The 25,384-nt window shown below is 68.5% G+C and carries 26 protein-coding genes and 1 riboswitch; of the genes, 10 read left to right on the forward strand and 16 right to left on the reverse strand.

All coding sequences use genetic code 11. The features are described from left to right. The first annotated feature begins 74 nt into the window (after nt 1-74). The 3 genes from ASE31_RS05470 to ASE31_RS05480 all read left to right on the forward strand — a co-directional run bounded on the left by ASE31_RS05470 (nt 75) and on the right by ASE31_RS05480 (nt 2,899). Nucleotides 75-815 (forward strand): 16S rRNA (uracil(1498)-N(3))-methyltransferase, encoded by a 741-nt coding sequence (locus tag ASE31_RS05470; RefSeq protein ID WP_057200519.1) that lies wholly within the window; start codon nt 75-77, stop codon nt 813-815. 203 nt (nt 816-1,018) lie between these two features. After that, entirely contained in the window at nt 1,019-2,095 is a 1,077-nt protein-coding gene (locus tag ASE31_RS05475) for a diguanylate cyclase (protein WP_057200520.1), read from the forward strand. 60 nt (nt 2,096-2,155) lie between these two features. Continuing rightward, nucleotides 2,156-2,899 carry an SOS response-associated peptidase gene (locus ASE31_RS05480; protein ID WP_057200521.1) on the forward strand — a complete coding sequence of 248 codons (744 nt, stop codon included), beginning with the start codon at nt 2,156-2,158 and terminating at the stop codon, nt 2,897-2,899. Between the two features lie 16 nt (nt 2,900-2,915). Here the strand turns inward: ASE31_RS05480 and ASE31_RS05485 are convergent, their stop codons facing one another. After that, nucleotides 2,916-3,533 carry a hemolysin III family protein gene (locus ASE31_RS05485; RefSeq protein ID WP_057200522.1) on the reverse strand — a complete coding sequence of 206 codons (618 nt, stop codon included), beginning with the start codon at nt 3,531-3,533 and terminating at the stop codon, nt 2,916-2,918. A 212-nt stretch (nt 3,534-3,745) separates the two neighbouring features. On the opposite strand from ASE31_RS05485, the gene ASE31_RS05490 reads away from it, so the two are divergent. Next, complete coding sequence (locus ASE31_RS05490; protein ID WP_057200523.1) at nt 3,746-4,918, forward strand: MFS transporter; 1,173 nt, start codon at nt 3,746-3,748, stop codon at nt 4,916-4,918. Between the two features lie 3 nt (nt 4,919-4,921). Here the strand turns inward: ASE31_RS05490 and ASE31_RS05495 are convergent, their stop codons facing one another. After that, a complete protein-coding gene (locus ASE31_RS05495; protein ID WP_057200524.1) occupies nt 4,922-5,833 on the reverse strand; it encodes a LysR family transcriptional regulator in 912 nt (303 codons plus the stop codon). 141 nt (nt 5,834-5,974) lie between these two features. Here ASE31_RS05495 and ASE31_RS05500 point away from each other — a divergent pair, with 141 nt between their 5' ends. Beyond that, nucleotides 5,975-7,336 (forward strand): M20/M25/M40 family metallo-hydrolase, encoded by a 1,362-nt coding sequence (locus ASE31_RS05500; RefSeq protein ID WP_157412365.1) that lies wholly within the window; start codon nt 5,975-5,977, stop codon nt 7,334-7,336. 146 nt (nt 7,337-7,482) lie between these two features. Then, complete coding sequence (locus ASE31_RS05505; RefSeq protein WP_057200525.1) at nt 7,483-7,962, forward strand: YidB family protein; 480 nt, start codon at nt 7,483-7,485, stop codon at nt 7,960-7,962. A gap of 51 nt (nt 7,963-8,013) precedes the next feature. Here ASE31_RS05505 and ASE31_RS05510 read toward each other — a convergent pair whose 3' ends face one another. The 6 genes from ASE31_RS05510 to otnI form a co-directional block, all read right to left on the reverse strand. Continuing rightward, a complete protein-coding gene (locus tag ASE31_RS05510) occupies nt 8,014-8,919 on the reverse strand; it encodes an alpha/beta hydrolase (RefSeq protein ID WP_057200526.1) in 906 nt (301 codons plus the stop codon). Between the two features lie 190 nt (nt 8,920-9,109). Then, entirely contained in the window at nt 9,110-9,640 is a 531-nt protein-coding gene (locus ASE31_RS05515) for a TlpA disulfide reductase family protein (RefSeq protein ID WP_057200527.1), read from the reverse strand. A gap of 74 nt (nt 9,641-9,714) precedes the next feature. Next, nucleotides 9,715-11,205 carry a M20 family metallopeptidase gene (locus ASE31_RS05520; protein ID WP_057200528.1) on the reverse strand — a complete coding sequence of 497 codons (1,491 nt, stop codon included), beginning with the start codon at nt 11,203-11,205 and terminating at the stop codon, nt 9,715-9,717. A gap of 69 nt (nt 11,206-11,274) precedes the next feature. Next, on the reverse strand, nt 11,275-12,501 hold the full coding sequence (locus ASE31_RS05525) for a GGDEF domain-containing protein (RefSeq protein WP_057200529.1): 1,227 nt from the start codon (nt 12,499-12,501) through the stop codon (nt 11,275-11,277). Nucleotides 12,502-12,593: 92 nt separating this feature from the next. After that, nucleotides 12,594-14,567, reverse strand: coding sequence for a methyl-accepting chemotaxis protein (locus ASE31_RS05530; RefSeq protein WP_057200530.1), 1,974 nt, complete (start codon nt 14,565-14,567; stop codon nt 12,594-12,596). A 134-nt stretch (nt 14,568-14,701) separates the two neighbouring features. Next, nucleotides 14,702-15,520: a 2-oxo-tetronate isomerase gene (gene otnI, locus ASE31_RS05535; RefSeq protein WP_057200810.1), complete on the reverse strand. Its 819-nt coding sequence runs from the start codon at nt 15,518-15,520 to the stop codon at nt 14,702-14,704. Between the two features lie 98 nt (nt 15,521-15,618). Between otnI and ASE31_RS05540 the strand changes: the two genes are divergently transcribed. Then, nucleotides 15,619-16,056 carry a MerR family transcriptional regulator gene (locus ASE31_RS05540; RefSeq protein WP_057200531.1) on the forward strand — a complete coding sequence of 146 codons (438 nt, stop codon included), beginning with the start codon at nt 15,619-15,621 and terminating at the stop codon, nt 16,054-16,056. Between the two features lie 95 nt (nt 16,057-16,151). After that, complete coding sequence (locus ASE31_RS05545) at nt 16,152-16,763, forward strand: NAD(P)H-dependent oxidoreductase (RefSeq protein WP_057200532.1); 612 nt, start codon at nt 16,152-16,154, stop codon at nt 16,761-16,763. On the opposite strand, the gene ASE31_RS05550 is transcribed toward ASE31_RS05545, so the two are convergent. The 4 genes from ASE31_RS05550 to ASE31_RS05565 all read right to left on the reverse strand — a co-directional run bounded on the left by ASE31_RS05550 (nt 16,764) and on the right by ASE31_RS05565 (nt 20,401). Further along, nucleotides 16,764-17,894, reverse strand: coding sequence for a glycerophosphodiester phosphodiesterase (locus ASE31_RS05550; RefSeq protein ID WP_057200533.1), 1,131 nt, complete (start codon nt 17,892-17,894; stop codon nt 16,764-16,766). Between the two features lie 81 nt (nt 17,895-17,975). After that, nucleotides 17,976-18,560: a methionine biosynthesis protein MetW gene (gene metW, locus ASE31_RS05555; protein ID WP_057200534.1), complete on the reverse strand. Its 585-nt coding sequence runs from the start codon at nt 18,558-18,560 to the stop codon at nt 17,976-17,978. Beyond that, nucleotides 18,557-19,687, reverse strand: a complete 1,131-nt coding sequence (locus tag ASE31_RS05560) for a homoserine O-acetyltransferase (protein ID WP_057200535.1) — start codon at nt 19,685-19,687, stop codon at nt 18,557-18,559. The genes metW and ASE31_RS05560 overlap by 4 nt, the downstream gene beginning before the upstream one ends. A 141-nt stretch (nt 19,688-19,828) precedes the next feature. Then, the gene (locus ASE31_RS05565; protein ID WP_057200536.1) at nt 19,829-20,401 is read right to left on the reverse strand and encodes a TMEM165/GDT1 family protein; all 573 of its coding nucleotides are present in this window, start codon (nt 20,399-20,401) and stop codon (nt 19,829-19,831) included. A 22-nt stretch (nt 20,402-20,423) separates the two neighbouring features. Then, nucleotides 20,424-20,601: riboswitch (yybP-ykoY riboswitch) on the reverse strand. 244 nt (nt 20,602-20,845) lie between these two features. On the opposite strand from ASE31_RS05565, the gene ASE31_RS05570 reads away from it, so the two are divergent. Both ASE31_RS05570 and ASE31_RS05575 read left to right on the forward strand, forming a co-directional pair. After that, nucleotides 20,846-21,247 (forward strand): RNA-binding protein, encoded by a 402-nt coding sequence (locus ASE31_RS05570; protein ID WP_057200811.1) that lies wholly within the window; start codon nt 20,846-20,848, stop codon nt 21,245-21,247. Nucleotides 21,248-21,529: 282 nt separating this feature from the next. After that, nucleotides 21,530-22,117, forward strand: a complete 588-nt coding sequence (locus ASE31_RS05575) for an RNA-binding protein (protein WP_057200537.1) — start codon at nt 21,530-21,532, stop codon at nt 22,115-22,117. Nucleotides 22,118-22,252: 135 nt separating this feature from the next. On the opposite strand, the gene ASE31_RS05580 is transcribed toward ASE31_RS05575, so the two are convergent. From ASE31_RS05580 to ASE31_RS05595, 4 genes are read right to left on the reverse strand one after another with little or no spacing between them, the layout of a single operon-like run. Then, nucleotides 22,253-23,041: an SDR family oxidoreductase gene (locus ASE31_RS05580; RefSeq protein ID WP_057200538.1), complete on the reverse strand. Its 789-nt coding sequence runs from the start codon at nt 23,039-23,041 to the stop codon at nt 22,253-22,255. A gap of 52 nt (nt 23,042-23,093) precedes the next feature. Further along, nucleotides 23,094-23,720 carry an LPS export ABC transporter periplasmic protein LptC gene (lptC, locus tag ASE31_RS05585; RefSeq protein WP_057200539.1) on the reverse strand — a complete coding sequence of 209 codons (627 nt, stop codon included), beginning with the start codon at nt 23,718-23,720 and terminating at the stop codon, nt 23,094-23,096. A gap of 58 nt (nt 23,721-23,778) precedes the next feature. Then, nucleotides 23,779-24,342 (reverse strand): HAD family hydrolase, encoded by a 564-nt coding sequence (locus ASE31_RS05590; RefSeq protein ID WP_057200540.1) that lies wholly within the window; start codon nt 24,340-24,342, stop codon nt 23,779-23,781. A 3-nt stretch (nt 24,343-24,345) separates the two neighbouring features. Further along, on the reverse strand, nt 24,346-25,347 hold the full coding sequence (locus tag ASE31_RS05595) for an SIS domain-containing protein (RefSeq protein WP_057200541.1): 1,002 nt from the start codon (nt 25,345-25,347) through the stop codon (nt 24,346-24,348). Nucleotides 25,348-25,384: the final 37 nt, after the last annotated feature.

Genomic DNA, 25,384 nt, shown 5'->3' on the forward strand with positions numbered 1-25,384 from the left:
CTTGGCCGCGCCGGTTTCATCCATCAGGAGGTCCGTGGAACGGCCAACTGAAAGCCATTGAAAAGATATTGAGCATGCCTCGCTTCCACTGCCCCATCGACCTTGCGCCTGGCGCCGAGATCGACCTGCCCCCGGGCGCCGCCCGCCACGTGCAGGTGCTGCGCCTGCAGCCCGGCGACGCCATCACCCTCTTCCACGGCGGCCAGGACGGCCCCGGCGGCGAATTCGACGCCACCGTGCTGCGCATGGGCCGCAGCGACGTGCGCGTGCAGGTCGGCGCCCACCATGCCATCGAGCGCGAGGCGCCGCGCGCCGTGCACCTGCTGGCCGGCATCACCGCCAACGAGCGCATGGACTGGCTCGTGGAAAAGGCCGCCGAACTCGGCGTGGCCAGCATCACCCCCCTGGTGGCCGAGCGCAGCGTGCTCAAGCTCAAGGGCGAGCGCGCCGACAAGAAAATCGCCCACTGGCAGGCCGTGGCCGTGGCCGCCTGCGAGCAGTGCGGGCGCAACCGGGTGCCCATGGTGCACGGTGCGGTGGATCTGGGCGCCTGGGTGCGGGCGCAGGCCCAGCCAGGCACCCCGGGCTCGGCGCAGCGCCTGCTGCTGTCGCTGCGGGCGGGCACTGTGCCCTTGCATACCGGGGCGGCAGGCGCAGGTCCCGTGGTGTTTCTGTCGGGCCCCGAAGGCGGGTTGAGCCCAGCCGAAGAGAATCTGGCGCTGCAGCACGGCTTCGCCTCCGTCACGCTCGGCGCGCGCGTGCTGCGGGCCGAGACGGCGCCCCTGGCGGCCCTGGCCGCGCTCACGGTCGCCTGACCCAGGCGCGGATGCGACACAAAAACTCCCCGCCCGGGAAGCCCCGCCGGTAAAATCCCGGCCAGCGCCGCTGGCCAGCGCGCCCAACCCGGGCGACGTGCCCTTGGCAGGAGAGGCAGGCCACCTTGCACAAACCCACCCACTGGCGGCGGCTGGTGGGCTCCTTCCTTCCCACTGACCGTCGGCAGCGCACGATAGGCAGCATGGCCTTGCTCGCGCTGCTGCTCATGATCGGCAGCTCGGGCGTGATGCTCATGCTCGCGCATGCGGGCATGACCGCCCACGAAGAGGCGGTCCAGTGGTGGGCCGCCATTTCGGTGGGCGGCCTCATGGTGATGACGGCCATGGTCTTCAGCGGCTGGTCCGCGCGCCTGCCCGATCCCTCGCTCACCATGGCCCAGATGGCCTGGACCATCACCAGCGGTGCTGTGGCCTACGTGCTCGCGGGCAATGCGCGCGGTGTGGTGCCTGCCGTGCTGGCCATGATCCTGTTCTTCGGCACCTTCGGCCTGACGCTGGCGCAGGTCGTGGGCATCGGTGCCTATGCCCTGCTGACCTTTGTCGTGGCGGTTGCTGCGGCAGCCCGGTTCAATGCCGGAACCTACGGCGTGGTGGACACGGCCTATGCGCTCATGGTGCTGCTCGTGCTGGGGGGCTCGATCGCGCTGAACCTGCGCATCCAGAACATCCGCCAGCGCCTGCGCCAGCAGCGCGAGGCCCTGGCCCAGGCGCTGGCCGAAAACCGCGAACTGGCCATGCGCGACGAACTCACGGGCCTGCTCAACCGCCGCGCCATGGTGGACCTGATGCTGCTGGAGCAGCGGCGCAGCCTGCGCAGCGGCCGCCCCCTGCTGCTGGCGCTGCTGGACATCGACCATTTCAAGCCCATCAACGACCTGCACGGCCACTCCACGGGCGACCGGGCCCTGCAGGCCTTCACCGCCGCCGTGCGCGCCAGCGTGCGCGATACCGACGTGCTCGCCCGCTGGGGCGGCGAAGAGTTCGTGCTCATGCTCTGCGACACCCGACTCGATGATGGGCACGAGCTGCTGGAGCGCGTGCGCGCTGCGGTGGCGGGGCTGCAGGTGCTGCATGTGCCCGAGGCGGTGCACTTCACCGTGTCGGCCGGGCTGGCCCAGCACCTGCCCGAAGAGACCATCGAGCACACCCTGGAGCGGGCCGACCAGGCGCTCTACACCGCCAAGGCCCTGGGGCGCAACCGGGTGGCGGTGGCGCCGGGTCATCGGGCGGCAGCTTCGGCAGGGCACGCGCGGTCGTGAGCCCCGCTGCTGGATAGCCTCGGGGCCGCTGGGGGGGCACCGCACAGGTACCATCGCCGCATGAGCACTTACTACGAAACCCTGCAGAACGCCAGCGCCTACCCCGAATCCTTCGGAGTGGAGTCCCCCGCCATGCTGGGCGAGCGGCATCTGTGGCCGCGCAAGAACGGTTTTTTCATCCGCGCTGCTGCAGAGGCGGTCGACGAGGTTGCTCCGGTGGTTGCGGACGATGGCCTGGCCGAAGCCCCGCCCAGCCGCGCCGCGCGGCGCCGCGAACTGGTGCCCGCGCAGTGGGGCCTGGTGCCGCACTGGGTCAAGTCGGCATCCGATGGCAAGCTGCGTGCGCCCAAGCTGGCGCATGCCAAGTCCGATACCGCCTCCACCGGCACGGCGTTCCGCGACGCCTGGCTCAACGGCCAGCGCTGCATCGTGCCGATGCTGGCCTTCTACGAAGACGACTTTCGCCCGGGCAAGGCCGTTCCCACCCGCATCACGCGGGTGGATGGCAAGCCCATGGGCGTGGCGGGCCTGTGGGCGCGCTGGCAAGGGCCGGATGGCGAAGTGCTGCTCAGCTACGCACTGCTCACGGTGAATGCCAACAACCACGCCCTCATGCACCGCTACCAGCAGCCGGGCAGCGAAAAGAGCATGCCCGCCATCCTTAACGAAGGCGCCTACGACGCCTGGCTCAGCGCACGGCAGGAAAAGGCCAAGGAATTCATGCGCCAGTACCCGGCCCAGTGGCTCACCGCCAATCCGCTGGAAAAGAAGGCCGACAAGGTTCCGAAGGGCTGGCTGGAATAGCCAGCGGCCGTGTGCGCTAGGCCACGTAGAGCAGCACCGTGACGAAGTGGCAGATGCTGCCGCCCAGCACGAACAAATGCCACAGCCCGTGGCCGTGGCGAACCTTGTGGTCGGTGGCGTAGAAGACGATGCCCAGGGTGTAGCAGGCGCCGCCCGCCAGCAGCCAGCCGAAGCCGGCGGGGGTGAGCGCCTGCCACAGCGGCACCACGGCCACCAGGGCCAGCCAGCCCATCAGCACATAGATCACCAGCGAGAGCACGCGTGCGCCCTTGGCCAGCCAGATCTCCTGCGCGATGCCCAGCAGGGCCAGGCCCCAGACGACCCCCAGCAGCGACCAGCCCCAGGCGCCGCGCAACGAGACCAGCGCAAACGGCGTGTAGCTGCCCGCGATCAGCAGGTAGATGCTGCAGTGGTCCACCTTCTGCAGGATCTCCTTGGCGCGCCCGCGCACGCTGTGGTACGCGGTGGATGCCGTGTACAACGCCACCAGCATGGCCCCGTAGATGCTGAAACCCACGATCTTCCACGGGTCGCCCAGCCGGGCGGCCAGCGCCACGAGCACTGCCGTGCCGGCCACGGCCAGGGCGGCGCCCACCAGGTGGCTGATGCTGTTGAAACGTTCTCCGTGGTACATCCGGTCATCCTTTGCAATGCATGCAGCGCCACAGGCCAGCCGTGCATGGCCCACCATACACAATCCGTGCCACGCAGGGGCTCCAATCCCTGTGCAACGTCCGGGCACTCCTGTTGGTGCACATGCACAGCCGCTGGCGCGCCTGCCAGGGATTTCGATGTGCACAATGGGCGCCTCCTTCCCCTGCCCTCGCGCCCGGCGCCCCCGTCTGCATGAACAAGAACCTCTGGCTGCTGGCCCTGTGCCAGGGCCTTTTCCTGACCAACAACGTCGTCTTCATCGCCATCAACGGGCTTGTGGGCCTGCAGCTGGCGCCCTATGGCTGGATGGCCACGCTGCCGGTGATGGGCTATGTGGTGGGCGGCGCGCTGTCCACGGCACTGGTGGCGGCCACGCAGGCGCGCTGGGGGCGCAAGGTGTCGTTCCAGATCGGGCTGGCCGTGGCCGTGTTGTCGGCGGCGCTGTGCGCCTGGGCTGCGTTCAGCGCACACTTCTGGCTGCTGTGCGCGGCCACCGTGGTGGCTGGCTATTACAGCGCCAATGGCCAGCTCTACCGCTTTGCGGCTGCGGAGCTGGCCGTGCCTGCCTACCGCGAGAAGGCCGTCTCCCTGGTGCTGGCGGGTGGCCTGCTGGGCGCCGTGGCCGGCCCCAACCTGGCCAGTGCCACGCGAATGCTGTTCCCGGTGCCGTTTGCCGGCGCCTACGTCGCGCTCATGGGCGTGGCACTGCTGGCCATGGCCTGCATGTCGGCCATCCGCTTCGCGCCGCCGCCCGTTGTGCTCGACGCCGCAGGCCAGCCGCAACAGGGCCGGCCTCTGGCCGAGCTGATGCGCCAGCCCGCCTTCGTGGTGGCCATCCTGGGCGCCGCGCTGGGCTATGGCGTGATGAACCTGCTGATGGCGGCCACGCCGCTGGCCATGCAGGTGTGCGGCTTCGCCTTCGATCAGGCGGCACTGGTGCTGGAGTGGCATGTGATCGGCATGTTCGCGCCGGGCTTCTTCACCGGCCACCTGATCAAGCGCCTGGGTGTGCTGCCCGTCATGGGCACGGGGGTGCTGCTGAACTTCGCCTGCGTGGCCGTGGCGCTGTCGGGGGTGGAGCTGCACCACTTCGGCATTGCCCTGTTCATGCTGGGCGTGGGCTGGAACTTCCTGTTCACGGGCGCCACCACGCTGGCCATGACGGCCTACCGGCCCGAGGAGAAGGACCGCGCCCAGGCCGCCATCAACTTCTGCGTGTTCGCGACGCTGGCGGTGAGTGCCTTCTCGTCGGGCGTGCTGGTCACCACCCAGGGCTGGACGCTGCTCAACGCGGGGTCGCTGGTACCCATCGTGGTCACGGGTGCAGGCCTGGCGTGGCTGGCAGTGCAGCGCCGCAGAGCCTGAGCATCAGGGTGCCGTGACAGGCACTTGCGAAGCCACGGCCTGCGTGAGCCAGTGGACAAAGGCCTGGACGGCGCGCTCTTGCGCCCGTTCGCGCGCGACGAACAGGCTGTAGCCGCGCAGGCCGCTGTCCACGAAAGGGTGGGCCAGGGCCAGGTCGCCCGATTGCAGCTCGCGCTCCACGAAGTAACGCGGTACCAGGCCCACCCCCAGGTCCGCGCGCACCGCCTCGACGAGCATGGAGAACAGATCGAACCGGTGCCCGCCCAGGCTGTGAGCCGGCGTGTGGGCAACGCCCGCGTGGGCGAACCAGTCGTCCCAGGCGCCCAGGCGCGAGCTGAGCTGCAGCAACGGCACGGCGCTGAAATCGCCGCGCTCCATGGCACGCCGGTGGCGTGACCCTGGTGCGCATACGGCCACGCAGGCCTCGCGCAGCAGGGGCTGCTGCAGGGCGCCGGGCCAGGCCGCATCGTCGTATTGCACGGCCACGTCGAACGGGATCTCGGCCATGTAGGTTTGCGTGGGGTAGACCTGCAGGTGCACGCTGCAGGCCGGCTCCTCGGCCAGGAAGGTGGGCAGGCGCGGCAGCAGCCAGCGCTCGGCGAACACCGGCACGCAGCCCACCTGCAGGCTGGTGCCGTCGGCGCGCTGGGCCATGGCCTCGCGCGTGTGGTTCTGCAGGCGCAGCAGGTCACCCACGATTTGCGCGTGGTAGCGCCGGCCCACCTCGGTCAGATCGGTGCCACGCGCGCTGCGCCGCACCAGTTGCAAGCCCAGTTGCCCTTCGAGCTGGCGCAGCTGCTGGCTCACCGCGCTGTGGGTCAAAAACAGCTCCTGGGCGGCCTTGCCCACGCCATGGTGGCGCGCCACGGCGTCGAAGATGAGCAGGGCGCGGGTGCTGGGGATATGGCGGTGCATGTAAGAAAAACTGACGAGTGGGTAGATTAAAGCAGAGCCGAAAGCGGCGCTGCGGCCCAACAATTGCTCCGTTGCAGTGTGCCGCTTGTCGCCTGCCAGGCGGTCCGCATTCTTGTAGTTTCGTCAATTTTCCTTTCCACCATGATCCAGACCCGTACCCCCCGTTTCGCCTTCGCGGCCAGCGCCGTTGCCCTGTCCGTCGCCACCCTGCTGGGCGGTGCGGCCCATGCCCAGGCCGTCGCCCCCACGCCTACCCAGTTGCGCCCCGCCGTGGACCAGGCCTACACCCAGCTCATGGCCGCCCCGCAGATCCAGAAGCTGCTCGAGGCCGTCAAGGCCGACCACGAGCGCTCGATCGGCGACCTGAAGCTGCTCACCGAGATCGAGGCGCCGCCCTTCAAGGAGCAAAAGCGCGCCGAAGCCTTCCTCACCCGGCTGAAGGCGCTGGGGCTCACCGATGCGGCCATCGACGCCGAAGGCAACGTGGTCGGCGTGCGCAAGGGCACGGGCCAGGGCCCCAAGCTGGTGATCTCGGCCCATATGGACACGGTGTTCCCGGCTGGCACCGACGTGAAGGTCAAGGAGCGCGACGGCCGCCTGTATGCGCCCGGCATCTCCGACAACACGCGCGGCTTGGCCGTGTTGCTGTCCTGGCTCAAGGTGCTCAACGACAACCGCATCGCCACCGTGGGCGACCTAGTGTTCGTGGGCAACGTGGGCGAGGAGGAACTCGGTAACCTGCGCGGCATGAAGCACCTGTTCGCCGAGCACCTGGACATCGACGGCATGGTGGCCCTGGAGCCCGCCCCGGACGGCACCGTTCTGGTGCTCGGCACGGGCAGCCACCGCCACGAGGTCACCTTCAAGGGCCCGGGCGGCCACAGCTATGCCGCCTTCGGCCAGGTGCCGAGCGCCATCCACGGCATGGGCCGGGCGATTGCCAAGATCTCCGAGATCCGCACGCCGACCTCGCCCAAGACCACCTTCACCGTGGGCACGGTGGGCGGCGGCACTTCTGTGAACACCATCGCCCCCGAGGCGCGGATGGCCGTGGACATCCGCTCCGACGCGATGGAGCCGCTGCTGGCCACCGAAAAGCAGGTGCTGGCAGCCGTGGACGCGGCCGTGGCGGAGGAAAACCAGCGCTGGGGCGTGACCACGCTGAGCGCGTCCAGCAAGCTGATCGGCGACCGCCCAGGCGGCCGCACCCCGGTGGATGCGATCCTGGTCGAGGCCGCCGTGCGCTCCAACACGGCGTTCGGCCACAAGACGGTGCTCAGCGGTGCCAGCACCGACGCCAACGTGCCCATGTCCCTGGGCATCCCGGCCATCGTGATCGGTGGCGGCGGCAAGACCGGGGGCTTTCACGCGCTGTCGGAATGGATCGACATGACCGATGCCTGGAAGGGTGCGCAGAACTCGCTGGTCACCGTGCTCGGCCTGGTCGGTGTGCAGGGCATCAGCCAGCCCCTGCTCGAAAAGCGCCCTGCGCGCACCAAGTGAGTCCGCAGGCTTGCGGTCTCCTATCGACCGGCGGCCCTCAGTAGGACAATTCACCATTGTTGACACCAGGGCCTGCCCTGGCCTGCGTACCATCTCCGGGTGGCGGGCTGCTTCGGCCCTGCCCTGACTTATTTCAGGAGATCACCATGGGTTTGCTCGATTCAGTGCTGGGCGCTGTCATTCAGAACGCGTCGCAGGGCCATGGCGGTGCTTCGGCCGCGCAAGGCGGTGGTGGCCTGGGCGGGCTGGTGGCGCTGGCCGCACAGAATCCGCAGCTCATCCAGGCGGTGCTGTCGCTGGTGAGCAATGACGGCCCGGTGGGTGGCTTGCCCGGCCTGATGGCCAAATTCCAGCAGGCCGGGCTGGGCGACATGATCGCCTCGTGGCTCGGCTCCGGCACCAACCAGGCCATCTCGGGCGACCAGCTCTCGCGCGTGCTCGGCTCCGGCCCACTGTCGCAGGTGGCATCGCAGCTGGGCGTGGGCCAGTCGGATGCGGCGAACCAGCTGGCGCAGGTGCTGCCGGGGCTGCTTGACCAGCTCACGCCGCAGGGCCATGCGCCCCAGGGCGGCCTGGGCCACAGCAGCGACCTGTTCGGCATGCTCGGCGGCCTGCTGAGCAAGTAAGCCACACGCAGGAATCACCGGGGCTGGTCTACAGGCCCTGGCCGATCACGATCAAGCGACGGAAGCGAGCCGGCCCCGGGTGGCCGCGTTGTTGGCGCGTGCCGGGCAGCGCATGTCCAGCCACTGGCGCAGGGTCTCGAACACGGGGGCAGCCAGATCGGAGCGCTCGTTGAACAGCTCGTGGTACAGCGGTTCGAAACAGCGCGACTGCACCCGGGCGCTGGGTGCGGCGGCCGCAAAGGCGCGGCTGCCAGCGGGGTTCACCAGCCTGTCGCTGCCGGCCCACATCAACAGGGTCGGCACTTTCCACTGGGCCGCTGCGGCCACGGTGGCCGGGCCGCCGTCGGCAATGAAGCGCGCCAGGCGCGCACTGATGCGGTCATGGCACAGCGGGTCTGCCAGGTAGGCGACCGGCACGGCATTGTCGTGCGAGAGGTACTGCGCATCCAGGCCATTGCCCACGCGCAGGTTGGGTGCCAGGCGCGGCAAGGTGGCCAGCAGCAGCTTTTGCACCGCGCCCAGGCCCGGATCCAGCGCCGGGGACGACAGCACCAGCGCATCCACGGGCCGCACGCCGAGTGCGACGAAGCGCGAGGCCACCAGCCCGCCCATGCTGTGGCCCAGCAGCACCAGCGGCAAGCCCTCGGGGGTGCGGGCGCGCACAGCGTCCACCATGTCGGCCAGGTCGTCGAGCAGCCGGCTGTCGGTGGTGAGCCCGCCGCGCGGCCCGCTCGATTCGCCGTGGCCGTACTGGTCGTAGCCGCGCACGGCAAAGCCCCAGCCCCCCAGTTGCCGCGCCAGCGCGTCGTAGCGGCCCACATGCTCCCCCAGGCCATGCACCAGCAGCACGGTGCCCCGCTGGGCCTGGCCCGGTGGCAGCGGCCAGTCCTGGACGGCCAGATTCTCCCCGTCGCTGGCGGTGAAGGTGGTCAGGGTGGAGGGAACGGGTTCGGTCATCGGACAGGGCGGCAGAAGTGAGCGTCGTGGCCCGGGGGCGGACAGGAAAGGTTCGTGCAGGCAACAATCTGCCGCATGCAGGCATCGTGACGGGGCCGTGCAGCGCCGTCAATGGATTTCATGCAAGGCCAGGCCCTGGCAGGTCCGGGCCATGGCGAGTACCCAACGGTTCAGGGCGTGTTAACAGGCCCTAGTTCAGCGAGATCCAGAGGTCGTCCCAATCGGTGGGCTGGAAACTGCCCTCGCGCCGCAGCACCTGCTGGTGCTGGCGGTTGAGCACGTAGTGCGTGGGCCTGCGCGTGATGGTGCCGAAGCTGTCCTGGTGCCCCGGGGCGTTGCGCCAGGCGATGGGAAAGCGCTGCTCGGCTGGCACGGACACCTTGAGCAGGTCGATGTACTGCATGAAATCCGCGCTCTTGTCGTCCAGGTTCACCCCCAGCAGCACGAAGTCGCGCTGGCGGTTGTTGGTGTAGAACTCACGCATCAGGCGCAGTTCGTTGACGCACAGGGCGCAGCCGGCGGTGAAAAAGCTCACCAGGCAGACCTTGCCCTTGAAGTCGGACAGCATGACCGGCTTGCCATCGCTGCCGGTGCCTGACAGCTGGTGCTGCGCACCCTTTGCCGGCACGGGAGCGGGTGCGGGCTGCGCCCATGCACCCAGCTGGGTGGATGCCAGGGCCGATGCGGTGAAGGTCTGTAGAAACGCGCGTTTGTCCATCATCAGGGCCTGCAACAGGGAAGCGGTAAACCGGCGCCCCGCCAAGGCAGGGCGCAGGAGGAAAGACTCTCAGCCTCTCAGGCCGGGGTGGCTGGCGCAGCCTGCTCGGCGGCCATGGCCGCGATCACGTGGGCCACCGAGGCCGTGAGGCGCTTGGCATACGGCACATGCAGGAACTCGTTGGGGCCGTGGGCATTGCTCTTGGGGCCGAGCACGCCGCAGACCATCATCTGCGCCTGAGGGAAGCCTTCGCTGAGCATGTTCATGAGCGGGATGGTGCCACCCTGGCCGATGTAGCCGCAGGGCGCGCCGAAGTGCGCCTCTGATGCCTCGTTGAGCGCCCGCTCGAACCAGGGCGTGGTGGCCGGGGCGTTCCAGCCCGTGGCACCGCCGCCGTGGTCGAAGGTGACCCGGGCCTGGTAGGGGGCGTTGTCCTCCAGCAGTGTCTTGAGCTCCTGTACGGCCTGGGCCGCGTCCACCAGCGGGGGCAGGCGCAGGCTGAGCTTGAAGGCGGTGTAGGGGCGCAGCACATTGCCCGCGTCCTGAAGGGCCGGAAAGCCTTCGGCGCCGGTCACGCTGAGCGTGGGTGTCCAGGTGCGGTTGAGCAGGGCCTGCAGCGGGTCGGTGGTGGTGGGCAGCGCAAAGGCGGTGGAGCCGCCGCAGTCGTAGTGCGCCCAGGGGAAGCGCCTGTACACCTCCTCGCCCAGGATGGCGGCCGTGGCGCGGGCTTGGGCCAGGCGGTCCGCAGGCACCTCGCAGTGGAAGCTGGCGGGCAGCAGGCGGCCGGTGGCGCTGTCTTCCAGCCGGTCGAGCACCTGGCGCATGATGCGAAACGACGAAGGCACCAGGCCCGAGGCGTCGCCCGAGTGGATGCCTTCGGTCAGCACCTCGACCTTGAGCGTGCCGCTGGCCATGCCGCGCAGGCTGGTGGTGAGCCACAGCTGGTCGTAGTTGCCGGCGCCCGAGTCCATGCAGACCACCAGCGCCACGTCGCCCATGCGGCTCTTCAAGGCATTGATGTAGGGCAGCAGGTCGCCCGAGCCGCTTTCCTCGCAGGTCTCGATCAGGCCCACGATGCGTGGGTGCGGCACGTTCTGGCGCTTGAGTTCCTGCACGGCAGCAATGCTGGCGTACACCGCATACCCGTCGTCGGCGCCACCGCGGCCGTAGAGCTTGCCGTCCTCGTACTTGGGCGTCCAGGGGCCCAGGTCATTGCGCCAGCCCGAGAACTCGGGCTGCTTGTCCAGGTGGCCATACATCAGCACGGTCTGGGCCGAGGCGGGCGCGGTGGCGTCGATCTCGAAGAACAGCACGGGGGTGCGGCCTGCCAGGCGCACGATCTCCAGGCGCAGGCCGGCCACCTTCTGCGCTTCGACCCAGGTGGCGGCATTGCGCACCACGGTGTCGAGCAGGCCCAGCTCGGCCCAGTCGGGGGCAAAGCCGGGCGACTTGGCGGGGATGGCGATGTAGTCGGTGAGCTGGCGCAGGATGTCGGTGTCCCACGCCTGACTCACCCGCTCAAGCGCCAGTGCGGGTTGCAGGGCGTGGGGGGGGACGCGGGCGTTCATGGTGGTGTTCCTCTGGCGGGATGGGATGAAACCGACATTCCAACACAACGCGCGCCAGCGCGCCACGGGTCAGTATTCAGACGTTGGCAGCGTCTCGGGATTGGAGTCGAGCGAGGAGGGTGACGAGGGCGGGTGCAGGGCCAAGGCCGCCTCCACCCGGTTGCGCCCGAGCTCCTTGGCCCGGTACAGGGCCCGGTCGGCGGCCGAGATCAGCATGTCCCAGCTGTCGCCCGGCTCCAGCCGGCCGCCGAAGACGCCAATGCTCACCGTGACGCTGATGTCCTTGCCCTCGTGCCGGTAGCGCGCGCCGGACACCGACTCGCACAGCTGGCGCGCCACCTGGTGGGCGCCGATCAGGTCGGTGTCGGGCAGCACCACGAGGAATTCCTCGCCCCCATAGCGGCTCACCAGGTCCTGTGATCGCAGGCGCTCGCGCAGCAGGTTGACCACGTGGCACAGCACCTGGTCGCCCACTGGGTGGCCGTAGTGGTCGTTGACGCGCTTGAAGTGGTCGATGTCCACCATCATCACCGAGATGGATTCGCGCGTGCGCACCGCGCGCGCCACGTCGCGGTCCAGCGCCGAGATGGCCGCGCGCCGGTTGGCCACGCCGGTCAGGGGGTCCAGCGCCGCCAGGCGGCGGTTGTTCTCGTCTGCCCGGTCCCGGGCCATGAAGATGAAGCCCATGGTGGCCACCATCAGCTCGATGAAGGTGGTGCTGAAGGTCAGCGTCTGCACGCCGCTGGACTGCATGATGCCGGTGGCCGGATCGTCGCTGCCGCCGATCACGGCCACGCGCACCAGGAATACCAGCGCCTGCAGGGCCAGGACCGCCATGACCAGCCAGGTGCCGCGGCCGGGCGTGGACCCGCGTCGCGAGAACAGGATCCACAGCGCCCACAGGTTCAGCGCCCCCAGCAGCAGCCCGGCCAGCACCACGCGCGCGGCATAGTCGTCGATGAACCAGGCCATGCCGGCGGCCATGAGCACCGGCGCGACCGCCATGGTGGGCCAGGGCAGCGGCCGGCCCTGGAATTGCAGCAGGGCCGCCGCCAGGCAGGAGAACATGCAGCTGAGCAGCACATTGCCCAGCACGATGGACAGCAGGGCATGGATGTGGCCGCGCGATGCGAACAGGGCATAGGCCATGGCATTGAGCAGCAGGCCCAGGGCCCACAGCTCCACCCCTTCGCGGCGCTTGCCCCAGGTCACGACGGCCATCGCCAAGGCAGCCGCCAGCGATGACAGGATGATCATCACCAGCATGGTGGGCACGTCGGCAGTGAAGGGAACCATGGCACTTAGTCGGGACGGGCGGCAAAGGCCGCAGGGAGTTCAGGATAAACGATGGCGCCGCCCACTCCCGTCAGAAAAAGTGCCGGCCACGCCTACTGCAGGGCGGGCACCTCCACCGCCGACAGGCCCAGTGCCGGCACGCCCGAGAGCTTGAATACCTGCACCGCGCCGGCCAGCCGGGTGGCCTGTTCGCGCAGGCTGTGCGCGGCGGCGGCCGATTCCTCGACCAGGGCGGCGTTCTGCTGCGTCATCTGGTCGAGCTGGTTCACGGCGGTGTTGACCTGGCCGATGCCGTCCGACTGCGCGCCCGAGGCGGCCGTGATCTCGCCGATGATGTGGCCCACGCGCTGCACCGAGCCCACGATCTCGTCCATGGTCGTGCCCGCGTTGTGCACCAGTCGCGCGCCCGATTCGACGCGCTCCACCGAGGCGTTGATCAGTTGCTTGATCTCCTTGGCCGCGTCCGCGCTGCGTCCGGCCAGGCTGCGCACCTCGCTGGCCACCACGGCAAAGCCCCGGCCCTGCTCGCCGGCGCGGGCCGCTTCCACGGCGGCATTCAGCGCCAGGATGTTGGTCTGGAAGGCAATCGAGTCGATCACGCCGATGATGTCGGCGATCTTGCGCGAACTCTGGTTGATCTCGCCCATGGTGGTCACCACCTCGCCCACCACCTGCCCGCCGCGCGCGGCCACTTCGGCGGCGGTGTTGGCCAACTGGTTGGCCTGGCGCGCGGCATCGGCCGACTGGCGCACGGTGGTGGTCAGATGGTCCATGCTCTGGGCCGTCTGCGCCAGGCTGCTGGCCGTGGCCTCGGTGCGGGCCGACAGGTCCTGGTTGCCGCTGGCGATCTCGGCGCTGGCGGTGCCGATGCTGTCCACGGCGGTGCGTACCTGCTGCAGCATCTGCGTGTAGCGCTGGCGCATGCCCTCGACCTCCTGCACCAGCGCACCGATCTCGTCGCGCCGCGTGGTGTGGAACACCTGCGTCAGGTCGCCCTGCGCCACCAGGGTGATGGCCTGGGTCAGGCCGCGCAGCGGGCGGCTCACGCCGCGGCGCAGCATCAGGAACAGGCCCACGGCCAGCAACGCCACGGCCACCGCCATCAGCGCCCACACGGCCAGGGTCACGCGGCGCTGGCCGGCCATGGCCTCCCCGTAGGGCACCTCGGCCACCACCCACCAGCCGCCAGCGGTCTTGCGCACCAGGGCGAAGGGGTCCTCTGCGCCTTGGCCCAGCAGCGGCACGGCCTCGCGCACATAGCCGTCCTGCGAGGCGGCCAGCGCCTCCAGGAACGGGCCGGCCTGGGGGTAGGCCTCCAGCACGCGCTTGCCGCCGGCGCTCGGGTGGTAGACGAACTGGGCCTTGTCCAGCCCGGCGCCGGGGTTCACCACGTAGGTGCCGCCATGCTCGAAGAAGCGCGTCTGCGCGACCTGCTTTTGCAGCATGGTGTGGAACACGCTGATGTCGTTGCCGATGAACAGCACGGCCGTCACCTTGCCCGCGCCGTCCTTGGTGGGCAGGTAGTGGCCCATATAGGGCTTGCCGCCCACCACGGTGACGCCGGTGTAGGGCTCGCCCTTGCTCACGGCCGCATAGGCCGGGTCGGTGCGCGCCAGCGGCGTGCCCTGCTGGCGCTCGCCCTTGTCGTTCTTGACCGAGGTGGTGATGCGCATGAACTCCTCGCCCTTGCGCGCGAACACCGTGGCGATGCCCCCGGTCTCGTTGGCAAACTTGTCCACCGAGCCATAGTCCTCGTTGACCAGGGCGCCGTAGCTGCGCAGCTCGCCCGTGGCCTCGTCCAGGTGCATGGCCGCGTCGAAGTAGCGCTGAAAGCCCTTCATCGTGAGCTGCACCAGTTCGCGGTTGGTGTTGTCGGCTGCGTCCAGCGACTGGGCCACGCTCTGCGCGGTGTCGCCCACGCTGGCGATCAATTGGGCGCGCGTGTTGCGCTCGGTCAGCACGGCGATGGCCAGGCCCACGAGCACCATGACCAGCGCCACCAGGGCAATGGCCATGAGCGTGACCTGGCGTGCGACGGAACGGTTGTTGGCAAGGGGGGCTGACACGGGGTTTGTCTCCTGAAAGTGAATGCGCATTGCCGGCTGTGCCGGTCTGCGTTCACTCTAAGCCCGAGTGCCTGTTACATTTATTCACGCATTCCCTTACGCAGAGCTGCGTACCACACCTGCTTAGCCGGGAGTCAGTGGCCTGATTGCGTCCTCTCAAGCCATCCGAGGCCTTCGGAGGTGCCGGCGGCCGGCCGGTACTCGCAGCCCACCCAGCCGGCGTAGCCCAGGCTGTCGATCAGGTCGAAGAGGTAGGGGTAGTGCAGCTCGCCCCGATCGGGCTCCTGGCGCTCGGGCACGCCCGCCACCTGCAGGTGCGACACGCGGCCCGTGGGCAGGTAGCGGCGCAGCTTGCTGGCCACGTCGCCCTCCACGATCTGGCAGTGGTACAGGTCCATCTGCACCTTGAGGTTGTCCATCTGCGCCGCGTCGAGCAGCTCATGGGCATGGTCCTGGCGGTTCAGGAAGTAGCGCGGCATGTCGCGCAGGTTGATGGGCTCGATCAGGATCTCGCGCCCGCTCTGCGCCGCCTCGGCCGCCGCCCAGCGCAGGTTGTCCACGCACAGGCCCTTGAGCGATTCGCGCTCGACCCCGGCCGGTACCATGCCCGAGAGCACGTGGATGCGCGGGCAGCCCAGGGCGTCTGCATATTCCAGCGCTTCCTGCACGCCGCGGCGAAACTCCGCCTCACGCCCCGGCAACGCCGCCGTGCCGCGCGCCTGCTGCTCCCAGGCCGTGGCCATGCTGGCGCGGTCGGTGCCGCTGGGCGGGGCGTTGAGCAGCACCATCGCCAGGCCGTTGTCGGCCAGCCGCGCCGCCAGCTCGATCGGGGCGAAGGCATAGGGGAACTGGCATTCCACCGCAGCAAAGCCGTCGCGTGAGGCAGCGGCGAAGCGCGCGAGGAAGGGCAGCTCGGTGTACATCAGGCTCAGGTTGGCGGCGAACTGGGGCATGGTGGTGGGCAAAAGGTGGAGGGCCAGGACGTGCGTAGGCTACTATTTTGCGGTGGAGCCATCCCCTCCACCGCCCACCCCCTTCAGGAACCCTCCCCATGCGCATCGGAGAACTTGCCCAACGCACCGGCACCACGCCCAAGGCCATCCGCCTGTACGAGGCGCGCGGCCTGCTGGGCACGGTGGCGCGCGACGGCAGCTACCGCCACTACGGCGAGGGCGACGTGGCGCGTGTGCAGCTCATCCGCCAGGCGCAGGGTCTGGGGTTCAGCCTGGCGCAACTGGAGGGCCTGCCCGACCTGCACAGCAGCGCTGGTTGGGCACGCATGGCCGGTCTGCTGGCGCAGCGGCGCGCGGCGCTGGCCCGGGAGATGGCGCGCCTGGCAGTGCTTGATGGACAACTGGCGGCACTGGAGGCCGAGTTGTACGCCTGCGATGCCATGGCAGTCCCCGCCACGCCGCAGGCCTGCGCCGCGCCGGATGCGCACTTGGGCCCATTGCGCCAATTGGTCCCCCTGGGCCACGCCAGCGCCTGACGCCGCTCCTTTCCGGAAAGCCTGATCCCGCTGCTTGACTCTGCCCCGTGGGGCAAGGTGAGCATGGGGAACTCAACCACTTTTCGGGAGTTCTCGTGGCGCAACGCATTCTGGTCATCCTTGGCCACCCTGCCCCCAACAGCCTGTGCGCAGGCATGGCGACCGCCTACGCCGAGGGCGCGCAGGCCGCCGGCGCCGAAGTGCGGCGGCTGGACCTGTCCACCCTGCACTTCGATCCCCGGCTGCAGGCCGGGTACCGGGGCGAGCAGCCCCTGGAGCCCGACTTGGTGGCTGCGCAGGCCGACATCACCTGGGCCGAGCACCTGGTCTGGGTTTATCCCATCTGGTGGGGCGCCATGCCGGCGCTGTTGAAGGGTTTCATCGACCGGGTCTTTTTGCCCGGGTATGCCTTCAAGTACCGCCAGGGCTCCTCGCTGTGGGACCGGCTGCTGGCGGGCCGCACGGCCGAGCTGCTGGTGACCATGGACTCGCCGCCCTGGTACTTCCGCTGGGTCACGCACATGCCGGGGCACCACCAGATGAAAAAGGCCATCCTGGAGTTTTGCGGCATCCGGCCGGTCAAGGTGCGCAGCTTCGGCCCGGTGCGCACGGCCGATGCGAAACGCCTGGGCGCATGGGTGGCGCAGGCGCGCGCCCTGGGTGCGCGGCATGGCGGCCGCGCGCCGACTGCCGACACAGCGTCCTGATTATTTCCCGGTGAACGCCTGCACGGCGGCGCGGCCTACGGCCGAGTCGTCGGTAAAGAAGCCGTCCACGCCCGCGCGCAGGTAGGCAGTGATCTCGGCCACGCTGTCACCTCGCGCATTGGCGTCGCTGGACGGGGCCTTGCGCAGGCTGGCGGGCAGGAAACTGTTCTCGGGTCGCAGGGTCCAGATATGCACTGCCAGGCCCGCCGCGCGGGCGTTGGCCACCAGTGCCGTGGGCTCGCCGAGGGCACCGTCCTTCACTGGCACCACCAGTGTCTTGTAGGGGCCGACGGCATTGGCGTAGGTCGCCACTTGCCTGAGGCCCTCGGCCGTGACCAGGTCGGCATAGCTGCGCGTGTTGGCAGCGCCCTGGGCGACAAAGTCGTAAGGCCGGCCTGAGGGCGCCACCAACTGCACCAGGCGCACCGTGCTCAGCTTGCGGATGGCCTGCAGGTTGGCCACCTCGAAGGATTGCACGAACACCGGCGCGTCCTTGTGGTTCCAGCCGTTCTTTTCGAGCACGGCAAGCAGCGGTGCTTCCAGCGGCTGGCCGATGGACTGGAAGTAGGTCGGGTGCTTGGTCTCCGGGTAGATGCCGATGGTGCGGCCGGTCTTGGCGCTCTGCGCCTTGGCCAGGTCGATCACCTCCTGCAGCGTGGGGATCTCGAACTGGCCGTTGTAGGCCACGTTGGCCGGGCGCTGCGCCGGGATGCGCTCGCGCGCGCGCAGGGTCTTGAGCTCAGCCAGCGTGAAGTCCTCGGTGAACCAGCCGGTGATGGCCTGGCCGTCGATGCTGCGTGTGGCCTTGCGCGCCGCGAACTCGGGGCGGTCCACCACGTCGGTGGTGGCTTCCTTCACCGAGCCGTCGGCGTTGAGGATGGCGATGGCGTTCTCGTGCCGGGCCACCAGCACCCCGTCCTTGGTGATCACCAGGTCGGGCTCGATGATGTCGGCACCGTCGTCGATGGCCTTCTGGTAGGCCGCCAGCGTGTGCTCCGGGCGCAGCGCCGAGGCGCCGCGGTGCGCGATCACCGTGGGGGTGGGCGGCCAGGCCTGCTGGGCGGCGGCGCCAAGGGCCAGGGTGCAAAGGATGGCGGCGGCAAGAGCGGATTTCAGGGGCAGAAGGCGCATGGTGTTCTCCGGGACGGTTATCTCCAGCCTTCCACCATAAACCGGTTGCGTGACGTGCGCATGGCGCACGCCTGCGAACGCTCAGGCGTGTTCGAAGTGGAACACCGCCGTGCCGGCCATCACGTTGGGCAGGAAGCGCACTTCCCTGCCGTCCTGCAGGCCGAAGGACTCGAGCACGCGCAGCTCGTTCTTGTGCGCCAGCACCTCGAAATCCTTGTAGGTGCCCACGCGGATGTTGGGCGTGTCGTACCACTGGTAGGGCAGGCGCCGCGTGACCGGCATGCGCCCGCGCAGTATGGACAGGCGGTTGGGCCAGTGCGCGAAGTTGGGGAAGGCGACGATGCCGGTGCGACCCACGCGGGCCGTCTCGCGCAGCATCACCTCGGCGTTGCGCAGGTGCTGCAGCGTGTCGATCTGCAGCACCACGTCGAAGCTGTTGTCGCCGAACATGGCCAGGCCCTCGTCCAGGTTGAGCTGGATCACGTCCACCCCGCGGCGCACGCAGGCCAGCACGTTGGCGTCGGCGATCTCGATGCCGTAGCCGCTGCAGCCGCGCTCGCGCTGCAGGTAGGACAGCATGGCACCATCGCCGCAGCCCAGGTCGAGCACGCGCGAACCTGCGGGTACCAGGCGCGCCAGCGCCTGCATGGTGGCTTTCTCGGTCATGCGTGGTGCTCCTTGGCAATGGCGTCGAAATACGAGCGCATGGTGTCCATGTAGCGCGGGTCGTCGAGCAGGAAGGCGTCGTGCCCGTGCGGCGCGTCGATCTCGGCGTAGCTCACGCGGCGGCGGTTGTCGAGCAGGGCCTTGACGATCTCGCGGCTGCGCTGGGGCGAAAAGCGCCAGTCGGTAGTGAAGCTGATGAGCAAAAACTTCGCCGTGGCGCGGGCCAGCGCCTGCGTGAGGCTGCCGCCGTACTGCAGCGCCGGGTCGAAATAGTCGAGCGCGCGCGTGATCAGCAGGTAGGTGTTGGCGTCGAAATACTCGCTGAACTTGTCGCCCTGGTAGCGCAGATAGCTCTCGATCTGGAACTCGATGTCCTGCGTAGAGTATTTGGGCGTGAGGCCTTCGCGCAGCTGGCGTCCGAACTTCTCGTTCATCACGTCGTCGCTCAGGTAGGTGATGTGGCCGATCATGCGCGCGATGCGCAGGCCGCGCTGCGGGATCACGCCGTGGCGGTAGAAGTGGCCACCGTGGAAGTCCGGGTCGGTGACGATGGCGCGGCGCGCCACCTCGTTGAAGGCGATGTTCTCGGCCGTGAGATTGGGCGCGCTGGCCACCACCACGGCATGGCGCATGCGGTCGGGGTACTGCAGCGTCCAGCCCAGGGCCTGCATGCCACCCAGGCTGCCGCCCAGCACGGCGGCCAGCTGGGTGATGCCCAGCCGGTCGAGCAGGCGGGCCTGGGCGTTGACCCAGTCCTCAACCGTCACCACCGGGAAATCGGCGCCATAGACCTCGCCCGTGTCCGGGTGGGTGTGCATGGGGCCGGTGGAGCCGAAGCACGAACCCAGGTTGTTCACGCCGATCACGAAGAAGCGGTTGGTGTCCACCGGCTTGCCCGGGCCGATCATGTTGTCCCACCAGCCCTCGCTGCGCGGCTGGCCTTCATAGACGCCGGCCACGTGGTGCGAGGCGTTCAGGGCGTGGCAGACCAGCACGGCGTTGGAGCGCTCGGCGTTGAGCGTGCCGTAGGTTTCGTAGGCCAGCACGTAGTCGCGGATGGATGCACCGCTCTGCAGCGGCAGCACCTCCTCGAAACGCATGGACTGGGGTGTGGCAATGAACGACATAAAAAAAACCCGGCATCGCTAAAAACGAGGCCGGGGTTTGGGTGTCGGTCGGGTCTTTAGCAGAATTTATAAAGCGCCCGCAAGCTATGGCAAATCGGCGCAGGACCGAATATACCAAAGCCGGGCGCTGGCCGCACCCCCTCAGGAAGAGGCCAAGGGTGCGAACAGCGCGATGCCGCCCAGGACCAGGAAGATGCCTGCGGACACCAGGTGCACCGCACGGATCGGCACGCGCCGTGTGATGCGCTCGCCCAGCCACACCACGGGGGCATTGGCCAGCATCATGCCGAGCGTGGTGCCCATCACCACCCACAGGTAGGCGTTGTACTGGGCGGCGAGCATCACGGTGGCGATCTGCGTCTTGTCACCCATCTCGGCCAGGAAGAAGGCGATCAGCGTGGTGCCGAAGACGCCCCAGCGCGGGGTGCCACCGGTCTCTTCCTCGTCGAGCTTGTCGGGGATCAGCATCCAGATGGCCATGGCGATGAAGGATGCGCCCAGGATCCAGCGCAGCATCTGCGGTCCCAGCATGGTGGTGACCCAGGCGCCCAACGCGCCGGCCAGGCCGTGGTTGGCCAGCGTGGCGACCAGAATTCCGAGGACGATGGGCCAGGGTTTGCGGAAACGGGCAGCGAGTACCAGTGCCAGCAGTTGGGTCTTGTCGCCCATCTCGGCAAGGGCGACGATGGCGGTCGAAACGAAGAAGGCTTCCATGGGGTGGGGTCAATCCGGCCGGATTGTTATGAGACGCACATTGACTGCACCCCGACTCCGGCCATTGGATCGGCATGCAGTCAATGGTCTCGCCCAGCTCAAGAACCGCATGCGCCATAGGTTTCAAGGAACCCAAGTATGTTGACGCATGCCCCCGGCGCATGTTGCGACCGGGCGGGCTACTCCCCAAAGACGCTGTGATTGTATACGAATCTAAGGTGAAACCCTGCCCACCCCCGGTGGATAAAAAGCAGGCCTTCGGAGCGTTTGCTGAAATAAAACCCCACAAGCGACAAAAGTGATTAATAATGACCTCGCTTTTCTGCTTAGCAGCAAGGCAGTTAGGTTAGCGGTGAATGGTCAGTTTCGCGTCTTTGAAGTCGTCACAGGTTTGTTGATTGCGTCGGGCTCCATCGCGTTTTCATGTTTTTTCAGGAGTCCTTCATGGGCAACAAACTTTACGTGGGCAACCTGCCCTACAGCTTCCGCGACGAAGACCTGCAGCAAACCTTCAGCCAGTACGGCTCGGTTGGCAGCGCCAAGGTCATGATGGAGCGCGACACCGGTCGTTCCAAGGGTTTCGGCTTTGTCGAAATGGGCAGCGATGCCGAAGCACAAGCCGCCATCCAAGGCGTGCATGGCACCAACTTCGGTGGCCGTGACCTCGTGGTCAACGAAGCCCGCCCCATGGAGCCCCGCGCTCCCCGTAGCGGTGGCTTCGGTGGCGGCGGTGGTGGTGGCGGCGGCTACGGTGGTGGCGGCGGCGGCGGTTACGGCGGCGGCGGTGGCGGCCGTAGCGGTGGCGGCGGCGGTGGTGGTTACGGCGGTGGCCGTAGCAGCTACTAAGCAGCGCACACCCGTCCCGGCAGGCTTTGCCTGCTGACGACAAAAACAAGGAGCCTTCGGGCTCCTTTTTTCATGCCTGCGGCATTGTCACCACACCGGGCCCGGGGCTGTCATGCAGCTTGCTTTTTTGGGAAATTTGTGGCGCATAATGGGTTGGCGGGCTTTTGCCCGTCTCAAGTTTGCGGTGATCCGTCAGTTTCGCGCTGAGAGCGTCATTGAGATTAGCTGGCTGCGGTATCGGGACTCCATCGCTTTATCCATGTGTTTTTGAGGAGTCCCTCGATGGGCAACAAACTGTACGTTGGCAATTTGCCGTACTCGGTACGTGACAGCGATCTGGAGCAGGCCTTTGGCCAATTTGGCGCAGTGACCAGTGCCAAAGTGATGATGGAGCGTGACACGGGCCGCTCCAAGGGTTTCGGATTTGTTGAAATGGGCAGTGACCCCGAAGCCCAGGCCGCCATCAACGGCATGAACGGCCAGCCCCTGGGTGGCCGCAGCATCGTGGTGAATGAAGCACGTCCGATGGAGCCCCGCCCACCGCGCAGCGGTGGTTTCGGCGGCGGTGGTGGCGGTTATGGCGGCGGTGGTGGTGGTGGCCGCAGCGGCGGCGGTGGCGGCTACGGTGGTGGCGGCGGCCGTGAAGGCGGTGGCGGTGGCTACGGCGGCGGTGGCCGTGAAGGTGGCGGCGGTGGCGGCTATGGCGGCGGTCGCGGTGATGGCGGCGGCGGTGGCGGCTACGGTGGTGGTGGCCGCAGCGAAGGCGGCTTTCGCAGCCCTTACGGCTCTGGTTCGCGCAACGGCGGTGGCGGCGGTGGCCGCAGTGGTGGTGGCGGCGGTTACGGCGGTGGCGGCAACGGCGGCTACTGAGCCCCATGCTCCCCAGCAACAAAGCCCCTTCGGGGGCTTTTTTCACGTCTGAAGCCTGCGAAGGAAGTGCCTTTCATGCTTCATGGCAAGGGCCGCCCCGCCGCGCTGGGGGACGGCGGGAAGCGACTCAGGGGGCTACTCGTCCATTCTGCGCTTGCGCGGCCGCCCCGCCAGTGCCTTGTCGAACACCACGTTGGGCAGCAGGCGCATGAGTTTGGCGACCACCCCCATCTGCCAGGGGATCACGCGGTAGGTGGCGCCTGCAGTGATGGCCCGGAATGCCCGCTCGGCAAAATCCCCGGCCTTCATGAGGAAGGGCATGCCATAGCGGTTGTGCTGGGTCAGCGGCGTGTCGATGTAGCCCGGCGAGATGGTGACCACGCGCACGCCATGGGGCCGCATCTCGCCGCGCAGGCTCTCGCAGTAGCTGATCACCGCCGCCTTGCTGCCGCAGTAGGCGCCATGCCCGGGCAGTCCGCGGATGCCGGCCACGCTGCCGATGCCCACGAAGGTGCCGCTCTTGCGCTGCACCATGGCATCGACGAAGGGGTGGAAGGTGGCGGCCATGCCAATGTTGTTGGTGGCAAAGGTGCGGGCCATGACGTCGATGTCGCCACGCACCGCCGTGTCCATGCCCACGCTGATGCCGGCATTGGCGATCACCACGTCGGGCGTGCCCTGGCGCACAAGGCAGTCGCGCCCGGCGGCGACGATGCTGTCCACCACCGAGACGTCGGCGCTGTAGATCTCATAGTCTGCAGGGTCGATGCCTTGCGCGATCGCCCAGGCCTTGACCTCCTCGGTGCGGCGCGCCACCAAGGCCAGGCGGTAGCCCGCCTGGTGAAAGCGCAGGGCCAGGGCCTGGCCGATGCCGCTGGAGGCGCCGGTGATGAAGGCCAGTAGTGGTTGCTGCTGCAGGGTCATGGGGGCTTTGGTGGTGGGGTGGGATGCGCCTGATGGCGGCGCCTACAGCGGGTTACTTGGCGGCGCCGGGCATGAGCAGGCCCTTGACCCGGCCGTGCAGCTGCAGCACCTGGTCCAGGTTGTCGTAGTCCATGCCATCGGCCGTGAAGCGGTCGTTGCCCCGGGTCAGGACCACCGGCTTGTCCGAGCGCACGCGCTCGGTCTGGGTGAAGGCGTGCAGGAACTCGCTGCGGAACTCCATGCGCGGCTGGGCGGCCACACCGGGGCGGGCGGGCAACGGCTCGCGCGTGACGATGGCGTTGCCGAACAGCTGCACTTCGCTGCCATCGGCATTGCTCAGGGCCCGGTTGGCCGTGGCCAGGGTCAGGCGCCCGTCGATGGCCACCGAGCGCATGCGCGCCAGGTCGATCTCCAGGGTGTCCGTGTCCGGGAAGTGGCGTGCAAGGTCGCCCTGCACCTCGCTTTGCAGTCGGCCCTTGGCATCGAAGCTCTTCACCGAAAAGGCCTTCATCGAATAGTCGGGCTGGTTGCTCCGGGCCTTCTCGGCGGCCGGGGCCAGGGGCATGGGGGCATTGCGCACCAGCCACCAGGTGCCCAGGGCCATCAGGCCCATGATCAGCACCGGCAGGTACAGGGTGATGCGCTCCCAGCTTTGCTGGAGCATGCGGCGGCGGCTCATGGGCGGCCTCCTGCCTGTGGGGCTGGCGTGGTGGTGCAAAGGTGCATGGGAGAAGTCGTCATGCCGTGTAGTCTGCCAGCAGGCGGGCGTAGTGTCCCGTGGCCACGAGCAGCAGATCGCAGAACTCGCGTGCAGCGCCATCGCCACCGCGCGCAGCAGTGATGTAGTGGGCGTTCTGCCGCACCTCGGCCTGGGCGTTGGCCGGTGCGCAGGCCAGGGCGCTGCGGCGCATCACCGGCAGGTCGGGCCAGTCGTCGCCTATGGCGGCGGCCTGCGCCCAGGACAGGCCCAGGCGGGCCAGGATGTCCTCGGCCGCAGGGCGCTTGTCCTCGGTACCAAAGACCGCATGCTCCACACCCAGGGCCTTGAGGCGCACGCGCAGCGGGGCCGAGTCGCGCCCGGTGATCACGGCGGGGGTGATGCCCGCCTTCTGCAACAGCTTGAGGCCGTGGCCGTCCAGGGTGTTGAAGCGCTTGATGGTTTCACCGGCGTCGGTGAACAGCAGGCTGCCGTCGGTGAGCACGCCGTCCACGTCGAAAAACGCCACCCGCACGCCTTGGGCGCGCAGCAGCAGCTCGGGTGCGAAGTTCAGGGCCGGCTGTACGGAAAGAGGGGTCGCCATGGCTCAGATCACCTTGGCGCGCATCAGGTCGCCGATGTGCACCACGCCGACGAGCGCACCGGCGGCATCCACCACCAGCACGCTGGTGATGCCATGGGCCTCCATGAGCTCGGCGGCGTCCACGGCCAGGGCATCGGGGGCAATACGCCGGGGCGATGGGTGCATGACCTCGGCGGCGCTGGCGGCGCGCAGGTCGGCACCGGCCTCGATGCGCCGGCGCAGGTCGCCGTCGGTGAAGATGCCCAGGATCTGGCCGGCAGGGTCGACGATGGCCGATGCGCCCAGCCCCTTGGCGCTCATCTCGCGCATCAGCTCGCTGAACGAGGCCTCGGGTGCCACGCGCGGCACGTCGCTGCCCGAGCGCATGACGTCGCTCACATGGGTCAGCAGCTTGCGGCCCAGGGCACCGCCGGGGTGCGAGCGCGCGAAATCCTCGGGCCTGAAGCCCCGTGCATCGAGCAGGGCCACGGCCAGCGCGTCGCCCATGGCCAGCTGGGCTGTGGTGCTCGCGGTGGGGGCCAGGTTCAGCGGGCAGGCCTCGCGGTCCACGCTGCAGTCGAGCACCAGGTCGGCATGGCGCGCCAGGGTGGAGTGCAGGCCCCCGGTCAGGGCCAGCAGCGGAACCCCCAGGCGCTTGAGCACCGGCAGGATGGCCGTGAGCTCGCCGCTTTCGCCGCTGTTGGAGATGGCCAGCACCATGTCGTGCTCGGTCACCATGCCCAGGTCGCCATGGCTGGCTTCGCCCGGGTGCACGAAAAACGCCGGGGTGCCGGTGGAGGCCAGGGTGGCGGCGATCTTGCGGCCCACATGGCCGCTCTTGCCCATGCCCATCACCACCACGCGGCCGCGGATCGAGAGTGCCATCTGCACCGCCTGTGCAAAGCGCGCATCCACGCGGGAGGCCAGCGCGTTCAGGGCGGCGGCTTCGATGTCGAAGGTCTCGCGGGCCAGGCGCAGGGCCTGTTCGGCATCGAAGGGGGGGAGCACGGGGGCAACGGGCGTCATCCCACGATTCTATCGACCGGCCTGCCCGGGCTCGGAT

Source organism: Acidovorax sp. Root217, from assembly GCF_001428645.1.
Taxonomy (GTDB): domain Bacteria; phylum Pseudomonadota; class Gammaproteobacteria; order Burkholderiales; family Burkholderiaceae_C; genus Acidovorax.

What these genes read in the sequence shown, in the direction of transcription:
- ASE31_RS05470 (WP_057200519.1), top strand. Translation starts at nt 75, where the DNA reads ATGCCTCGCTTCCACTGCCCCATCGACCTTGCGCCTGGCGCCGAGATC.
- ASE31_RS05475 (WP_057200520.1), top strand. Translation starts at nt 1,019, where the DNA reads ATGGCCTTGCTCGCGCTGCTGCTCATGATCGGCAGCTCGGGCGTGATG.
- ASE31_RS05480 (WP_057200521.1), top strand. Translation starts at nt 2,156, where the DNA reads ATGAGCACTTACTACGAAACCCTGCAGAACGCCAGCGCCTACCCCGAA.
- ASE31_RS05485 (WP_057200522.1), bottom strand. Translation starts at nt 3,533, where the DNA reads ATGTACCACGGAGAACGTTTCAACAGCATCAGCCACCTGGTGGGCGCC.
- ASE31_RS05490 (WP_057200523.1), top strand. Translation starts at nt 3,746, where the DNA reads ATGAACAAGAACCTCTGGCTGCTGGCCCTGTGCCAGGGCCTTTTCCTG.
- ASE31_RS05495 (WP_057200524.1), bottom strand. Translation starts at nt 5,833, where the DNA reads ATGCACCGCCATATCCCCAGCACCCGCGCCCTGCTCATCTTCGACGCC.
- ASE31_RS05500 (WP_157412365.1), top strand. Translation starts at nt 5,975, where the DNA reads ATGATCCAGACCCGTACCCCCCGTTTCGCCTTCGCGGCCAGCGCCGTT.
- ASE31_RS05505 (WP_057200525.1), top strand. Translation starts at nt 7,483, where the DNA reads ATGGGTTTGCTCGATTCAGTGCTGGGCGCTGTCATTCAGAACGCGTCG.
- ASE31_RS05510 (WP_057200526.1), bottom strand. Translation starts at nt 8,919, where the DNA reads ATGACCGAACCCGTTCCCTCCACCCTGACCACCTTCACCGCCAGCGAC.
- ASE31_RS05515 (WP_057200527.1), bottom strand. Translation starts at nt 9,640, where the DNA reads ATGATGGACAAACGCGCGTTTCTACAGACCTTCACCGCATCGGCCCTG.
- ASE31_RS05520 (WP_057200528.1), bottom strand. Translation starts at nt 11,205, where the DNA reads ATGAACGCCCGCGTCCCCCCCCACGCCCTGCAACCCGCACTGGCGCTT.
- ASE31_RS05525 (WP_057200529.1), bottom strand. Translation starts at nt 12,501, where the DNA reads ATGGTTCCCTTCACTGCCGACGTGCCCACCATGCTGGTGATGATCATC.
- otnI (WP_057200810.1), bottom strand. Translation starts at nt 15,520, where the DNA reads ATGCCCCAGTTCGCCGCCAACCTGAGCCTGATGTACACCGAGCTGCCC.
- ASE31_RS05540 (WP_057200531.1), top strand. Translation starts at nt 15,619, where the DNA reads ATGCGCATCGGAGAACTTGCCCAACGCACCGGCACCACGCCCAAGGCC.
- ASE31_RS05550 (WP_057200533.1), bottom strand. Translation starts at nt 17,894, where the DNA reads ATGCGCCTTCTGCCCCTGAAATCCGCTCTTGCCGCCGCCATCCTTTGC.
- metW (WP_057200534.1), bottom strand. Translation starts at nt 18,560, where the DNA reads ATGACCGAGAAAGCCACCATGCAGGCGCTGGCGCGCCTGGTACCCGCA.
- ASE31_RS05560 (WP_057200535.1), bottom strand. Translation starts at nt 19,687, where the DNA reads ATGTCGTTCATTGCCACACCCCAGTCCATGCGTTTCGAGGAGGTGCTG.
- ASE31_RS05565 (WP_057200536.1), bottom strand. Translation starts at nt 20,401, where the DNA reads ATGGAAGCCTTCTTCGTTTCGACCGCCATCGTCGCCCTTGCCGAGATG.
- ASE31_RS05570 (WP_057200811.1), top strand. Translation starts at nt 20,846, where the DNA reads ATGGGCAACAAACTTTACGTGGGCAACCTGCCCTACAGCTTCCGCGAC.
- ASE31_RS05575 (WP_057200537.1), top strand. Translation starts at nt 21,530, where the DNA reads ATGGGCAACAAACTGTACGTTGGCAATTTGCCGTACTCGGTACGTGAC.
- ASE31_RS05580 (WP_057200538.1), bottom strand. Translation starts at nt 23,041, where the DNA reads ATGACCCTGCAGCAGCAACCACTACTGGCCTTCATCACCGGCGCCTCC.
- lptC (WP_057200539.1), bottom strand. Translation starts at nt 23,720, where the DNA reads ATGAGCCGCCGCCGCATGCTCCAGCAAAGCTGGGAGCGCATCACCCTG.
- ASE31_RS05590 (WP_057200540.1), bottom strand. Translation starts at nt 24,342, where the DNA reads ATGGCGACCCCTCTTTCCGTACAGCCGGCCCTGAACTTCGCACCCGAG.
- ASE31_RS05595 (WP_057200541.1), bottom strand. Translation starts at nt 25,347, where the DNA reads ATGACGCCCGTTGCCCCCGTGCTCCCCCCCTTCGATGCCGAACAGGCC.